The sequence below is a fragment of the Companilactobacillus sp. FL22-3 genome (genome assembly GCF_054881455.1).
Map to the genome: position 1 here is coordinate 67,026 of NZ_JBTYYZ010000004.1, position 14,606 is coordinate 81,631.

The window sequence follows — 14,606 nt, forward strand, 5'->3', positions numbered from 1 at the left end:
GCATCTGTCCACCTCTTTTTGTTTGAAAAAATTGGAGTGAGTAAATTGTTAGAAAGCTATCAAGCAGCAGTCGATTATATTCATTCATTACCAAAATTTCATCGTACCAACAATCTGGACAACATTAAGCAAGCTTTAAAGCGGTTAGACAATCCTCAAGACGCCTATGAGACGATTCATATTACGGGAACGAATGGCAAGGGGACCACGACTAACTTTTTAGCTAATCTGCTTGAAAGTACGGGTAAACGAGTAGGGATGTTCACTTCGCCTTTCATAAAAAAATTCAATGAACGGATTCAAATAAACCATCAGTATATTGCCGATGATGAATTGCTGAAGCTGGTCAATTATTTGAAAGATAAAATTGGTGATATTTCGTTAGCAGAATTTGAATTTGTGACCGTTTTGGGTTATTTTTATTTTCGTGGGCGTGTCGATGTTGCTGTCATCGAGGCTGGTATCGGAGCAAGACATGATAAGACGAACGTCATTACCCCAGAGCTTTCGATCATCACTTCGATAGATTTGGATCATGAGCAATTAATCGGGCCCACCATTCAAGACATTGCGCTAGAAAAAGCTGGGATTATTAAACCAGAAAGACCAGTAGTGACCGGCTTTTTGCAAGATTCAGTTCAAGGAATCGTCGAGAATGCTGCTATCAAGCAAAAAAGTGTTTTTTTTGAATTTGAGCACGAATTTAGTATAAAAAATTATAAAAATACTGATTTTGATATTTCATTTTCGTATTATGATGATACAGTAGCAATTGATGGTATTCATTGTGCCGGTTTTGAAAGAACTACAGCGATGAATGCTGCCATCGCTATCAAGGCATTTTTGGTCTATCAAAAGCAACACTTGGCCTCGGTTAATAAGGAATTAGTGATTGCCAATTTAGACAGTCATCATTTACCAGGTCGAGCCCAAGTTGTCCATCGACAACCATTGATTTTGTTAGATGGTGCACATAATATTTCAGCAATTTACAATTTAATTAATTCTTTGACCATAAATCATGAAAATAAGGATATAATTGTTTTGTATGCTGGAATGAAAGATAAAGATCGCCATGAAATATTGGAAGAATTGGCCCCCAAAGTGGCACACGTTTATATCACTAAGCTTGATATGGCGCGTTCAGCAACGGCTAGTGACTATAATCTAAACAGTTATACCAATGTTTCATTTGTTGAAAATTATCGTCAAGAATTACAGAAAATAGTTCAATCGTTGGAAACTAATCAAATGTTATTAGTTACGGGATCTTTCTATTTAGTTTCTGACTTAGAAAACTTTTTTTCGTAATTTTAAAGTATGATGATAAATTTAAGAGAAAAAATTCTAGCTTATGGTGTTAGTAATTTAAAAAATGAAGAATTGCTCGCCGTGATTATCGGCAACGGAACAAAAAAGAATTCGGTTGTGGAGCTATCAAAAGAAATCATTGATAATTCCAGAAATTTAAATCTGAGTTTAGATGACTTGCTATCTTTTGACGGTATCGGAGTGGCTCAAGCCTGTAAGATTATGGCAGCGTTAGAGCTTGGTACTAGAAGAATACAAGCAGATGTCTTATCAGAAAGAATCAGTTCGGTCGATGATGTTGGGCAACATTTAATAAATAAAATTGGAAACATTCCACAAGAACAGCTAATCACGATCTATTTAAATAATAGTTATCATGTTATTGATGAGAAAACTATTTTTATTGGGACAGTTGATCAAGCGACGGTTCATCCTCGTGATATTTTGCGGGAGGCGGTAAAATTGTCAGCAACTCAAATTATTGTTGCTCACAATCATCCGAATGGATCGCTAGCTTTTTCACGACATGATCAGGAATTTAGTCTGAGGTTGAAAAAAAGCTGTCAAATAATAGGAATAAACTTGATCGATCATTTAATTATTACCTCGAAGACCTACTCAAGTCTCAAGAGTTTAAATTTAATTTAGGATATGATTTCGTGATACTTTCAATCATTCATTTCTATGATATAATTTTGATTAGCGTAAAATGTGGTGTGTACTTTAAAGGAGAGAAAATAAATTGTTTGGTATTGGATCAAAGAAGCTCGGTATAGACTTGGGAACGGCAAATACTCTAGTTTATGCTGAAGGAAAAGGTATAGTTTTAAATGAACCTTCAGTTGTCGCAAAGAACAACAACACAGGAGAAATCGTTGCCGTCGGTTCTGATGCACGAGAAATGATAGGTCGTACACCGGGAAGTATTTCTGCTATTCGTCCAATGCGTGATGGTGTGATTGCTGATTATGATACGACTGCCGCTATGATGAAGTATTTCATCGAAAAGACGGCTAATAACACTAAACCATCAGTTATGGTTTGTGTACCAAGTGGAGTCACAGAGGTTGAAAAGCGTGCTGTTATCGAAGCAACTCAACATGCTGGTGCTCGTGAAGCTTATGTAATAGAAGAACCATTTGCTGCAGCCATTGGAGCCGGACTTCCTGTTATGGATCCAACTGGTAACATGGTAGTTGATATTGGTGGTGGTACGACTGATGTTGCTACTATTTCATTAGGTGGTATCGTTTCATCTCGTTCAATCCGTGTAGCTGGTGATAAGTTTGATGAATCAATTTCAGCTTATATCAAGTCAAACTTCAATCTACAGATTGGTGAGAGAACTGCCGAAGATGTTAAGATTCAAATTGGTTCTGCCTCAATCGAAAAGGCTAAAGAAATTGAATCAATGCAAATTCGTGGTCGTGACTTAGTAACTGGTCTTCCAAAGACAATTCAATTGACTGGTGAAGATATTGCTACAGCCATCCACGAAAATGTCGAAGAAATTATTGAAACAATCAAAGAAACCCTTGAGGAAACCTCTCCTGAAATTGCCGCCGATGTTATCGATCACGGAATCGTCCTAACTGGTGGTGGTGCCTTATTACATCATTTACCAGAAGTTATATCTGAAGCAACGGGAGTTCCAGTGTTCATTGCTCAAGACCCACTAGATTGTGTGGCTATCGGTACTGGTGAATCACTTAAGAATATCGATGTAATGCGTCGCCAAAAATAAGCGGGTTAATCCCGTTTTTTTTATTTGATCTACTAGGAGGAAGCAATGCAAAAGTTTTTTTCAAATAAAAAATTAATTATTTTAATGATACTTATTATCGTAACTTTTGGACTATTAGCGGTCTCAGTTAATATTCGTGATAAGAAGAATACGCCGCCACTAGTTCAGCAAGTCGGTAATGATGTCGTCAGTGTCGTTGGAGGAGTCTTTGCTTATCCTACGAACGCTGTCAAAAATGCTACCTCAGAGTTTTCTGATTTATACAATACCTATTCTGAAAATAAACGTCTCAAAGCTAGAATTGGTGAGTTAGCACAAAATCAAGCTAAGTTAAAAGTGGTTCAAGATGAGAATAAAAAGTTAAAGCAAGAGTTGAAACTTGATGGAACTTTAACTGATTATTCAACGATCAATGCTTCAGTTTTGTCTCGTTCACCAAGCAGTTGGCAAAGTTATTTGACAATTAACCGTGGTCAAGCCAGTGGCATTAAGAAGAATATGCCTGTAATGTCAGGCAAAGGTTTGATCGGTCGAATTGTTGAAGTTGATAAATTGAGTTCAAAGGTTGAATTGATTTCAACTGACAATGAATTGAATGATAAGTTTGCCGCTGAGATTCAAGGTGAAACCAAGAATATTACTGGAGTTGTCAGCCGCTATGACAGTGCAACTGGTGATCTAGTTATGGAAAATGTCAATTCTACTAAGGATATCAAAAAAGGCCAAAATGTAATTACATCCGGTTTAGGTGGTTTGACACCAAGAGGACTATATATCGGTAAAGTTTACGGAATTAAGAAAGATAATTATGGGATGACTAATTCAGTTTATATCACTCCCGCTGCTGAATTACGTAACTTTACAGTTGTAACTGTTATCAAGTCATCAGTTACCGGTGGACAATAATGAATATCAAAGCGCGTAAGATAACTTTTCAAGTATTATTCATTTTTCTTGCATTTTACCTGGACGGTTTAATGAAATGGGCCTTTTTGAATAATATGAATCACGGAACGATGAATGTTTTACCGCAAATCATGGTGATGATGATCGTCATGTTGACTATGCGGATCGATGACCGTCGGCAGTTGATTCTTTACGGAGTTATTTTTGGCTTGATCTATGATTCTTACTATTACGGAATCATCGGTCTATATACCATTCTCTTGCCATTAATGATGGTGGGAATTGACTACTTTAAATTTTTATTAGTGAAAAATAATATTGGATATGAATTGTCAATTTACTTTTTATCATTGACATTTTTACAATCTGGTATTTATTTGTTAGAGAAACTTGTGCAACAGACAGATGCAAGTGTGTTTGATTTCATCACGTATACTTTAGGACCAACATTGCTTTGGAATATTGTGGTATTTTTTATCATTTACATTCCTTTGAACAGGTTGACTGAGTGGCTGGTGAAATATCGGAGGGATAGTAAATAATGAAAGATATCATTTTGAAGGGCGATAAGAACGGATTTTCGGTTTTTATCGATGACAGAGCTAATTACGTTAATGCATTTAGAAAGTTTAAAGAATTGATCGTGCAACAAAACGTAGAGTCGAACCCTCAAAATGATGACGTCATTTATTTCACCGTAAAAACTGGACGAAGACTTTTGACCGACAAGCAAAAGGATGGCATCAAAGAGTTCTTTGAAAGTTATCCAAATTTTGAACTAAAAGATATTCAAGCGGATGTTGAAGATAAGTCCAAAGTTGAAAAGATTCTTGATGACAATAAGATCAATATCGAATCAGGAATCGTTCGCAGTGGACAGAAATTGACTTATGATGGCGATTTGATTTTTCTAGGCTCGTTACATCGCGATGCACAGATCTGTACTAGTGGGTCAATTTACATTTTGGGTGAGGTCAATGGTATCGTCCAAGCCGGTTATCCTGACAACCCAAATGCTGCCATTTTTGGAAATCTCAAGAATGTCGATCAATTGCGAATTGCTGATGTAATTGAGATTGTGACGGATGAAAACCAAGATGATTTTCAAGCAGGTAAGTTTGCTTTTATAGACGATTTGCATTCGATCAGCGTAGAAGATTTGAGTAATTATAAAGATAGAATAAATGATTTTAGAAAAAGGACAGATTAGCAATGGGGATATCGATAGTTGTAACTTCTGGAAAAGGTGGGGTTGGTAAAACAACTACTACTGCAAATGTTAGTACCTTCTTAGCCAGCCTTGGTAAAAAGGTCTGTATGGTCGATTTGGACATTGGTTTGAGAAACCTTGATGCGGTAATGGGGCTAACTAACCGGATCGTTTACGATATCGTGGATGTAGCGCAACATCGAGTCGTTGTTTCACAAGCCTTGGTGCGTGATCCCCGTTTTGAAGATAATTTGTACTTATTAGCAGCTTCACAATTTGCAGACAAATACGTCTTGGACAAAGAATCAGTTGCAAGTATTGTTAATGAATTAAAGCAACGTTTCGATTTTGTGATGATTGATTGCCCGGCTGGTATTGAGTACGGCTTTCAAAATGCCGTCTCAATTGCTGATGGCGCATTAGTTGTTACTAATCCTGAGGTTGCCTCAGTCAGTGATGCTGATCGAGTTGTGGGAATTTTGGAAAACATGAACATGGTAATCACACCTCATTTGATTATTAACCGAATTCGTAAGAATATGATCAATGAGGGTACTTCGATGAAGATTGACGATATTGTCAACCATTTGGGAATTCCCCTATTAGGTGTTGTTATTGATGAAGACAAGGTTATTTCCGCTTCGAATTCAGGAAGAACAGTTGTTTTCGATGACGATAGCGATGCCGGTCACAGTTATCAAAATATTGCCCGACGGATGTTAGGTGAAAATATTCCTTTAGATTTGTCGGGACAGACAAAAAAAGTTGGATTTTGGAGCAGATTATTTGGAAGAAAATGACCGTTATGGTACACTTTTTCCGTAATTGAATAAGTCAACACAGGGGGAGCCTTCGGCTGAGAGTGAACGTTTAGTTCTGACCCTTTAAACCTGTTATGTTAATTCATGCGTAGGGATAGTGTTGTTCAAGCAAAATGCTCGAACTCTCTTGTGATGGCGAAAAATCAGAAGGGAGTTTTTTTTATGACTAATGTCGGTAAAAATAGCGAGTTGATCGTAATTACTGAAGGGGCCCTAATCGTGGCCTTGGCTTTGGCTTTATCATTCGTACCACATACGACCGGAGTTTCTGCGATCGAGTTCATGTACGGTTTGATACCAATGGCAATTTATGCTCTGCGCCGTGGCCTAAAAGCTGGATTAATGGCTGGACTTGTTTGGGGATTGTTAGATCTATTATTGTTTGGTTTAAATAACGGTGGCTTCTTGAATCTCTTTCAAGGAATTGTCGAATATCCAATCGCCTTTTGTGTCGTTGGTTTGATTGGAATGGGTAGTAAACAAGTTAAAAGTTCAATTGCTAATGGTCATTCTGCAATCGGTTGGATCTTACTTTATTCTGCAATTGGTTTCTTTGCTAAATATTTCTTCCATTTCTTAGCCGGTGGTATTTATTGGGGCTCTTATGCTCCTAAAGGAATGAACCCTTGGATCTATTCTCTAGTCATCAACGGTGGCAGTTTTATCGCGAACGTTATTATGATGACAGTGCTAGTAGTTGCTTTGAACCCTGTCTTCAAACGCTTGATTGCTATTGAAAATTAATTTTTAAACAGAAGTTATGAATCTTTCAGCTAGGCCGAACTCGGTCTAGCTGTTTTTAATTGAGGGAACACAAAAATAGAGTTGATGGCAAAGTGCCTATCAACTCTTTTTTATCTTTTTGTGTTTTTTAAATAAAACTCATCACAGATCCTAAAATTATACCGCCCAAGGTAACAATGATCATTAACCATACGACTACTTGTGTAATTTTAGTCAAAGTGCTTTTAGGTTTTTTATCGTCCAATGATTCCACCACCCAATTAATCTATAGTGAAATGTTACTTCACAAAGCCAAAATATGCAATATTTGTAAGCGAGTATTTCCAAATATGGAAAATACCCCCACCCCTAGAAAGGTATAATTAATAACGGTTTCAAGATTATCGATACGATTATCAAATATCGTGTGGTTAAAAGTGGGTAATTGTGGTAAATTAGGAGTGTTAAAGAATCGAGGTGAGCTGTCCATGTTCATGGGTGAATTTCATCACACACTTGACACAAAAGGGCGAATAATTGTCCCAGCCAAGTTCAGAAAATTGTTAGGTGAAAGTTTCATAATAACTCGTGGTATGGATGGCTGCCTATTTGGGTATCCGGTTGAAGAGTGGAACAAACTCGAAGCTCAATTGGATAAGCTACCTTTAACAAAGAAAGATGCGAGAGCATTTACACGTTTCTTCTATTCTGCTGCGGCAGAAGTGGAGTTTGACAAGCAAGGCCGTATTAATATTTCAACTTCGCTTGAAAAATTTGCCAATTTAGAGAAGAACTGTGTGATCGTCGGCGTTTCAGACCGAATTGAAATTTGGGATGAAGAACGTTGGAATAAATTTAGCCAAGAGGCTGAAGATAATTTTGAAGAAATATCGGAGAAAATGACGGACTTTGACTTCTAACGAATATAAACATAAGACAGTACTTTTAAAAGAAACAATTGATGAGGTCAATCCTCATGATAATGGCATTTATGTCGACGCAACTTTTGGGCGTGGTGGACACACTAAAGAGTTATTGAGTCGGGTGCATAATAGTCATCTTTATGTTTTTGATCGTGATGAAGCTGCTATTGAAGTCGGTGAAAGTATTCAAAATGATATCAAAATTATTGGCGATAATTCGTTAACTTTAATACGCGATAATTTTGAAAATATGCAAGAACGATTGAACGAACTAGGGATAGAGAAGGTCGATGGTATCGTCTATGATTTGGGAGTTTCTTCACCTCAATTTGATGATGCCGTGCGTGGTTTTAGTTATAAAAAAGAAGCTAGACTTGATATGAGGATGGACCAGCGACAAGATCTCGATGCTGAGAAAATTGTCAATGACTGGTCTTACAATGAGTTAGTAAGTATTTTCTATAAATATAGTGATGAAAAATTTGCTAAACAAATTGCTCGGGCCATCGAGAGAACTCGAGAAGATCATCGTATTACTTCAACCTTAGAGTTAGCTGACATTATTAAAAATGCCATTCCCGCAGCAGCTAGAAGAACTGGTGGGCACCCAGCAAAACGGGTTTTCCAAGCAATTCGAATTGCTGTTAATGATGAATTAGGATCTTTAGAAAGATCTCTACAACAGGCAATTGATTTGTTGGCACCAAAAGGCCGCATCAGCGTTATAACTTTTCAATCCAAAGAAGATCGTATCGTTAAACATATTTTTAAAGACAATTCCCATGTCGATATACCAAGAGGCTTACCTGTGATACCGGATGATTTGAAGCCGGCATTGAAACAGATAACTCGTAAACCAATATTACCGAATGAAGAAGAACTTTCTGAAAATAATCGGGCACACAGTGCCAAATTGCGTGTGGTTGAGAAGATATAATGGAGAATTAAGAATATGAGAGAAGAAAGTACAGCAAGAAATTTACAAGAATATCAAACAGAGGTCCAAGCAGAGCCTAAAGTTCAGGCGAGTCCAAGGACTAGTAGTGTTGCCTTGTCAAAATTTGAGGCCTTTTCATTAGTTGGTATTGGGTTAGTAGCTCTGGCTTTGATGGTCACTCTAGTGAGTATCAAAGTCTCAATGACTTCTTCTCAAAATACGTTGGATAGTCTAACGACACAAATTTCAAAAACAAATACAAGCAATGTTAATTTAAGACAAGAAATTTCCGGATTAACAAGTTTTGATCGTTTATCTTCTTTTGCTAAAGAACATAATTTGAAAATGGATGACAACAATGTAAGGAATATTTCAAAATGAGTAAGTTCAGGAAATTATTTAAAAATAAGGCTAGACGCAATCATTATGTTGTTGGGATATTTATTTTGATTGCGACTGCCTTTTCTTTTATCCTTTTTCTCCAAAGATTTGCTTATATCTCAACGAGTAAGCAATACGATGGGGTAAATTTGGTAGAAAAGACTAAATTAAAATACGAGCAAGTTAATAATGTCAATGCCAAACGTGGTGAGATTTTAGATACGAATGGCGATTTAATCGCTGGTGATTCAACAATTTATAATATTTATGCAATCCTTTCCCACAAGTCAAAAACTATAGATGGCAAAAAAGACTATGTTTCTGACAAAGAAAAAACTGCTCAAGAATTGAGCAAATATTTACCGCTTTCGAAGAAACAAATCATCAAATATTTGACACCACAGAATAAGAAACAATATCAAGTTGAATTTGGACAATCCGGTCGAGGTTTGTCAATCGAGATCAAGAAAAAAATTGCCGCAAAAAAAATACCGGGAATCCATTTTGAAGAGTTTCCTTCACGGGCATATCCTAATGGAGTTTTTGCAACTAATTTAGTTGGAATCACTAAATCGGATGCGACAAATAAAGATCAGAGCAATCTTAATGGCGTGATGGGTATTGAAAAGTATTTCAATAAATTACTAACGGGAGTCAATGGTAAAAAGATTACTAAAGTTGATAATAGCGGTAATGAATTGCCAAATTCACAAGTGATCGAGAAAAATTCGTCTGATGGTTCCGATGTTTATTTAACTTTGGACAGTCGTTTGCAGCAATATACTGAGATCTTGGCCCAAACGATTGATGAAAAATACGCTCCTAAAGATCTACAGATTTTAGTAATGAATGCCAAAACTGGAGAAATCAAGGCTGCTACACAGCGTCCAACGTTTAATCCAACGACCGGTAAGGGCTTGACTGACAGTTGGCGGGATACTTTGGTTGAAGATCAATTCGAACCTGGTTCAGTCATGAAGATATTGACTCTTTCTGCCTCAATTGATTCCGGCAATTACAATCCTAATCAATTGTATAAATCAGGAACTGTCGAGGTTGGCGGCCGTACGATTGGTGATTGGAATACAGCCGGTTGGGGATATATTCCTTTGTCACAAGCCTTTACCCGCTCTTCCAATGTCGGAATGGTCAAATTGGAACAGGAGATGGGCGCGAAAACTTGGATGGAGTATATGAAACGATTCCATATCGGTCAGAAAACGGGGATTGAATTACCTGGTGAAGTGGCAGGCAGTATTTCATATAGTCACGTCAGTGATCAAGCAATGACCTCATTTGGACAGAGTGTTAATGTCAACAGTATTCAAATGTTGCAGGCTTTTTCAGCGATTGCTAACGGCGGCAAGATGATTAAACCACAGATCATTCAAAAGGTAGTTGATCCGAACACTGGTAAAACGACTCAGAAGTATAAACGTGAAGTCGTTGGTCAACCGATCAAAGCTAGCACAGCTAAGCAAGTTCAAAAAGCTATGCGACAAGTAGTTACTAAAAATTATGGTACCGGAATTGTTTACAATGTTCCGGGTGTCAAAGTTGGTGTCAAGACCGGTACTGCTCAAATTGCCTCACCATCAGGTGGATATTTAACTGGTTCAAATAATTATATTTTTTCAGTTGCTGGGATGGTGCCATACAATAATCCCAAGTACATTGTTTATGTAACGATGAAACAACCACAAAAGATGACCGAAGCGCCAGAAAAGATTTTGTCGGAGATTTTCAATCCATTAGTTACACGATTAGTCAGTCAAGAAAATGCTGCCAGCAATACGACGGATGTCGGCAATCAATATGTCAGCATTCCAAGTTTCTTAGATAAATCGACTGACGATACTTTAAGTCAAATTAAAGATTTGAAATTACAGTCCGGAATAATCGGTACTGGTAATAAGATCGTGCAACAATTACCTGCCAGTGGTGAAAAAGTCATGCCTGGTCAAAGAATCGTTCTTTTGACTAATGGGGCTATGACCATGCCAGATCTCTCCGGTTGGTCGAAGAATGATGTTTTGAAGTTTGCTGAGATCACTGGGAAGCAAGTTACGACAAAAGGTGACGGATATGTTGTGAAACAGTCTATCAAGTCTGGTCATGTCATAAACGGGAGTGGTAAAATTATAGTTACATTGAAAAATAAATAATTAAGGGGATTTTCATGGAATTAAGTCATATTATTTTCGACATAGTCAGCTCATTTGCAATCGTTGCTTTTTTAATGCCGTTTCTGATCATCTATTTAGTTAGACACAAAGAGGGACAGACCATTCGTGAGGAAGGTCCAAAGTGGCATGAAAAAAAGTCCGGTACGCCAACGATGGGAGGACTTTTAGTTTTAATCGCTGTCTTGATCACTAACTTGTGGGTTGGTGCTTGGCAAGGACAGTTGACGCATTCATTGTTAATTACGACCTTTGTAATTGTTTTATACGGTTGCATTGGATTTATCGATGACTTCATTAAAGTTTTCAAAAAACGTAATTTAGGATTACGAGCTTATCAAAAAGCTCTCTTGCAAGTTATCGTTGGGATAATTTTCTTGTACGTCTATAACAACGATCAACTGCCAATGAACTTTACGATTCCTGGGTTAGTGTCAATTGATTCAGTAGTTATCTTTGCTTTATTCACTATCTTCTGGCTAGTTGGCTTTTCAAATGCTACCAACTTGACTGATGGCTTAGATGGTCTGCTCGGCGGACTCGGAGCAATTTCTTATGCAACATACGGGATTATGGCTTTAAATCAGAGCCGTTTCGATCTTGCTATCGTCTGTTTCTCAGTCGTAGGTGCTTTGTTAGCTTTTCTTGTTTACAATCACAAACCAGCTAAGATTTTCATGGGTGATGTGGGATCATTAGCTTTAGGAGCTGGCTTAGCAGCAATTTCCATTTTACTAGGACACTACTGGTCACTTTTATTGATTGGTCTAGTTTACGTCGTTGAAACTTTGAGTGTTATGTTGCAAGTCTTTTCTTTCAAAGTATTTCACCGTCGAATCTTCAAGATGACACCAATTCATCATCATTTTGAAATGATGGGCTGGTCTGAATGGAAGATCGACATCGTCTTTTGGACTGTAGGAATTATCTGTTCAGCAATTTATTTAATTTTATTCGCATAGGAAGTAATTAGAAGCAATGAAAACAGAGAGTAATTATTCAAACAAAAAAATCTTAGTTTTAGGTTTAGCCAAGAGTGGTTTTGCAGTTGCTAAGCTTTTGAAAAGTAAAGGTGCCAAAGTGACAGTCGTCGACTCCAATCCTTTGGACAACAATACCGAAGCTCAGGCTTTGATTGATGATGGTTTCAAAGTTATTACCGGTAGTAACGACGCTAATTTGATTGATGGATCATTTGATTATTTGGTCAAGAATCCAGGAATCTTCTATTCCAATGAATTAGTTCAACGCGCTGAAAGTCTTAAAATCCCCGTGATTACTGAACCTGAAATCGCTTATAGCTTTTCAGATGCCACGATGGTTGGTGTGACTGGTACTAATGGTAAGACTACCGTGACGACGTTAATTCAATTGATGTTGAAGCATTCGCCAAAGTTCAAGAATTCATACTATGCTGGTAATATCGGAATTCCTATTTCAGATGTTATTCAAAAAGCTACCAAAGATGACGTGGTCGTAACTGAACTCTCCAGTTTTCAATTAGAGGGAACGATTGCATTACATCCTCATGTCGCGGTTTTGAATAATATTTATTCCACTCATTTGGATTTTCACAAAAATAGAGCAAATTACATCAAAGCTAAGATGCATATTACTAAGAATCAAACTAAGGATGATTACTTCGTAGTTAATTACAATACCCAAGAATGGCGTGATTTAGCTAAGGAATCAAATGCCCAGATCTTACCATTTTCCGATAATCAAGTTTTAGATAACGGTGCCTATGTTAAAGATGATGTGCTTTATTGTAACGGTGAGGCCATCATGAAAGCTGACCAAATTCAAATCCCCGGTGAACACAATGTTCAAAATGCTCTCGCTGCTATAACGGTAGCCAAGTTGTTTGAAGTTAAGAATGAAGACATTATTGAAGTCTTGTCGTCCTTTAGAGGTGTTAAGCACCGAATTCAATACGTTGATACATTTGGCACCCACAAGTTCTATAACGATTCTAAGGCAACTAATGTCGAAGCTACAATTGTTGCTTTGACAGCCTTTAAGACTCCAATCACATTGATTGCAGGTGGCTTAGATCGTGGTAATGGTTTCGATGAATTGATTCCTGCTTTGAAAGGAAAGGTTCATAATTTGGTCGTTTATGGTCAAACAGCTGATAAAGTGATCGAATCAGCTCAAAAGGCTGACGTCAATAATATCGTTAAGGTTGATAATTTAACGCAAGCTGTCCCCGAAGCCTTCAAACAAAGTGACGAAGGGGATGTGATCTTATTATCGCCTGCGGCAGCCAGTTGGGACCAATTCCATACCTTTGAAGAACGTGGTGACCAATTCATTCAAGAGGTTGAAACATTAAAGGGAGAAATCAATAAATGACAAAAATGCGCATAATTGTATCTGGTGGTGGTACTGGAGGACATATTTATCCCGCAATGGCTCTAATCAAGCGTCTACAGCAAAGAGATTTGATTGAGGATGTTCTTTACGTGGGGACCGAGAAGGGCTTAGAGAGCAAAATAGTCAAGAATGCCGGGATAGCTTTTAAAACGATTGAAATTCAAGGTTTTAAACGTAAACTGACCTTGGAAAATGTCAAAACCGTCTCTTTATTTTTATCAAGCATTCATAAGTCCAAAAAAATCATTAAAGAATTTCAACCTGATATTGTTATCGGTACAGGTGGCTATGTATCGAGTGCAGTTGTTTATGCAGCTCATACGATGCATCTACCAACGGTCATTCATGAACAAAATACCATTGCTGGTGTCACAAATAAGTTTTTAGCTAACTTTGTTGACAAGATTGCGATTGCCTTTACCGAGGCAGCGGATCAATTTAAACAGAAGCAAAAGATCGTCTTTACTGGTAATCCCCGCGCACAAGAGGTTGTCGATATTGCTCCTAATGACCGTTTAAAAGAGTTCAACTTAGCGGCTGATAAACCAACGGTGATGATTTTTGGCGGATCACGGGGTGCAAAACCAATCAATGAGGCCACAATCAATAGTTTGGAACGTTTTACTAAAGCTGACTATCAAGTCTTGTTTGTTACAGGACGGGTACATTATGACAATGTTATTAAGTTAATAAATAAATCAGTCTTAGATAGTGAAAATATCTCGGTAATGCCATATATTGATAATATGCCAGAGATTTTACCAGACATTGAACTGATTGTCGGTCGTAGCGGTGCCACAAGTATCGCTGAGATCACTGCTTTAGGAATTCCAGCAATTTTTGTTCCTAGTCCTTATGTAACGCATGACCATCAAACTAAGAATGCTATGTCGGTTTCTAAGGTTGATGCGGCCGAGCTGATTCCCGAATCAGAACTCAACGCTGACACGCTATTTGAAGCGGTCAATAAGATCATGAGTGACGCAAGTCTGCGCCAAAAGATGTCAGAGAATTCGAAAAAAATCGGCGTTCCAGATGCCGCTGATCGTTTGATCAAGGTTTTGACGGGACTAGTAAACAAGTAATACGAG

At 37.6% G+C, this 14,606-nt stretch carries 16 protein-coding genes and 1 riboswitch; of the genes, 15 read left to right on the top strand and 1 reads right to left on the bottom strand.

Annotated features, from left to right (window positions below):
* Positions 1-36 precede the first annotated feature (36 nt).
* The 8 genes from ACYT32_RS04835 to thiT all read left to right on the top strand — a co-directional run bounded on the left by ACYT32_RS04835 (position 37) and on the right by thiT (position 6,736).
* Positions 37-1,311, top strand: a complete 1,275-nt coding sequence (locus ACYT32_RS04835) for a bifunctional folylpolyglutamate synthase/dihydrofolate synthase (protein WP_395265043.1) — start codon at positions 37-39, stop codon at positions 1,309-1,311.
* 9 nt (positions 1,312-1,320) lie between these two features.
* The gene (radC, locus tag ACYT32_RS04840; RefSeq protein WP_395264943.1) at positions 1,321-1,959 is read left to right on the top strand and encodes a RadC family protein; all 639 of its coding nucleotides are present in this window, start codon (positions 1,321-1,323) and stop codon (positions 1,957-1,959) included.
* Positions 1,960-2,053: 94 nt separating this feature from the next.
* Positions 2,054-3,055, top strand: coding sequence for a rod shape-determining protein (locus tag ACYT32_RS04845; RefSeq protein ID WP_395264941.1), 1,002 nt, complete (start codon positions 2,054-2,056; stop codon positions 3,053-3,055).
* 45 nt (positions 3,056-3,100) lie between these two features.
* Entirely contained in the window at positions 3,101-3,961 is an 861-nt protein-coding gene (mreC, locus tag ACYT32_RS04850) for a rod shape-determining protein MreC (RefSeq protein ID WP_395264939.1), read from the top strand.
* Positions 3,961-4,503 carry a rod shape-determining protein MreD gene (gene mreD, locus ACYT32_RS04855; protein ID WP_395264937.1) on the top strand — a complete coding sequence of 181 codons (543 nt, stop codon included), beginning with the start codon at positions 3,961-3,963 and terminating at the stop codon, positions 4,501-4,503. Before mreC ends, mreD begins: the two co-directional genes overlap by 1 nt.
* The gene (locus tag ACYT32_RS04860; RefSeq protein WP_395264935.1) at positions 4,503-5,171 is read left to right on the top strand and encodes a septum site-determining protein MinC; all 669 of its coding nucleotides are present in this window, start codon (positions 4,503-4,505) and stop codon (positions 5,169-5,171) included. The genes mreD and ACYT32_RS04860 overlap by 1 nt, the downstream gene beginning before the upstream one ends.
* Positions 5,172-5,173: 2 nt before the next feature.
* Complete coding sequence (gene minD / locus ACYT32_RS04865; RefSeq protein ID WP_395264933.1) at positions 5,174-5,971, top strand: septum site-determining protein MinD; 798 nt, start codon at positions 5,174-5,176, stop codon at positions 5,969-5,971.
* 32 nt (positions 5,972-6,003) lie between these two features.
* A riboswitch (TPP riboswitch) is annotated at positions 6,004-6,105 on the top strand.
* Positions 6,106-6,154: 49 nt separating this feature from the next.
* Complete coding sequence (gene thiT / locus ACYT32_RS04870) at positions 6,155-6,736, top strand: energy-coupled thiamine transporter ThiT (protein ID WP_395264931.1); 582 nt, start codon at positions 6,155-6,157, stop codon at positions 6,734-6,736.
* Between the two features lie 127 nt (positions 6,737-6,863).
* Here the strand turns inward: thiT and ACYT32_RS04875 are convergent, their stop codons facing one another.
* Positions 6,864-6,992 carry a DUF4044 domain-containing protein gene (locus ACYT32_RS04875; protein WP_461793367.1) on the bottom strand — a complete coding sequence of 43 codons (129 nt, stop codon included), beginning with the start codon at positions 6,990-6,992 and terminating at the stop codon, positions 6,864-6,866.
* Between the two features lie 211 nt (positions 6,993-7,203).
* On the opposite strand from ACYT32_RS04875, the gene mraZ reads away from it, so the two are divergent.
* The 7 genes from mraZ to murG are packed head-to-tail and all read left to right on the top strand — an operon-like array spanning position 7,204 to position 14,600.
* The gene (mraZ, locus tag ACYT32_RS04880; RefSeq protein ID WP_395265041.1) at positions 7,204-7,635 is read left to right on the top strand and encodes a division/cell wall cluster transcriptional repressor MraZ; all 432 of its coding nucleotides are present in this window, start codon (positions 7,204-7,206) and stop codon (positions 7,633-7,635) included.
* Positions 7,625-8,575 (top strand): 16S rRNA (cytosine(1402)-N(4))-methyltransferase RsmH, encoded by a 951-nt coding sequence (gene rsmH / locus ACYT32_RS04885; RefSeq protein WP_395264929.1) that lies wholly within the window; start codon positions 7,625-7,627, stop codon positions 8,573-8,575. The genes mraZ and rsmH overlap by 11 nt, the downstream gene beginning before the upstream one ends.
* A 15-nt stretch (positions 8,576-8,590) precedes the next feature.
* Positions 8,591-8,956 carry a cell division protein FtsL gene (gene ftsL, locus ACYT32_RS04890; RefSeq protein ID WP_395264927.1) on the top strand — a complete coding sequence of 122 codons (366 nt, stop codon included), beginning with the start codon at positions 8,591-8,593 and terminating at the stop codon, positions 8,954-8,956.
* Positions 8,953-11,121, top strand: coding sequence for a penicillin-binding transpeptidase domain-containing protein (locus ACYT32_RS04895; RefSeq protein WP_395264925.1), 2,169 nt, complete (start codon positions 8,953-8,955; stop codon positions 11,119-11,121). Before ftsL ends, ACYT32_RS04895 begins: the two co-directional genes overlap by 4 nt.
* A gap of 14 nt (positions 11,122-11,135) precedes the next feature.
* The gene (mraY, locus tag ACYT32_RS04900; RefSeq protein ID WP_395264923.1) at positions 11,136-12,101 is read left to right on the top strand and encodes a phospho-N-acetylmuramoyl-pentapeptide-transferase; all 966 of its coding nucleotides are present in this window, start codon (positions 11,136-11,138) and stop codon (positions 12,099-12,101) included.
* Positions 12,102-12,117: 16 nt separating this feature from the next.
* Entirely contained in the window at positions 12,118-13,494 is a 1,377-nt protein-coding gene (gene murD, locus ACYT32_RS04905; RefSeq protein ID WP_395264921.1) for a UDP-N-acetylmuramoyl-L-alanine--D-glutamate ligase, read from the top strand.
* A gap of 5 nt (positions 13,495-13,499) precedes the next feature.
* Complete coding sequence (gene murG / locus ACYT32_RS04910; protein WP_395265040.1) at positions 13,500-14,600, top strand: undecaprenyldiphospho-muramoylpentapeptide beta-N-acetylglucosaminyltransferase; 1,101 nt, start codon at positions 13,500-13,502, stop codon at positions 14,598-14,600.
* Positions 14,601-14,606 lie beyond the last annotated feature (6 nt).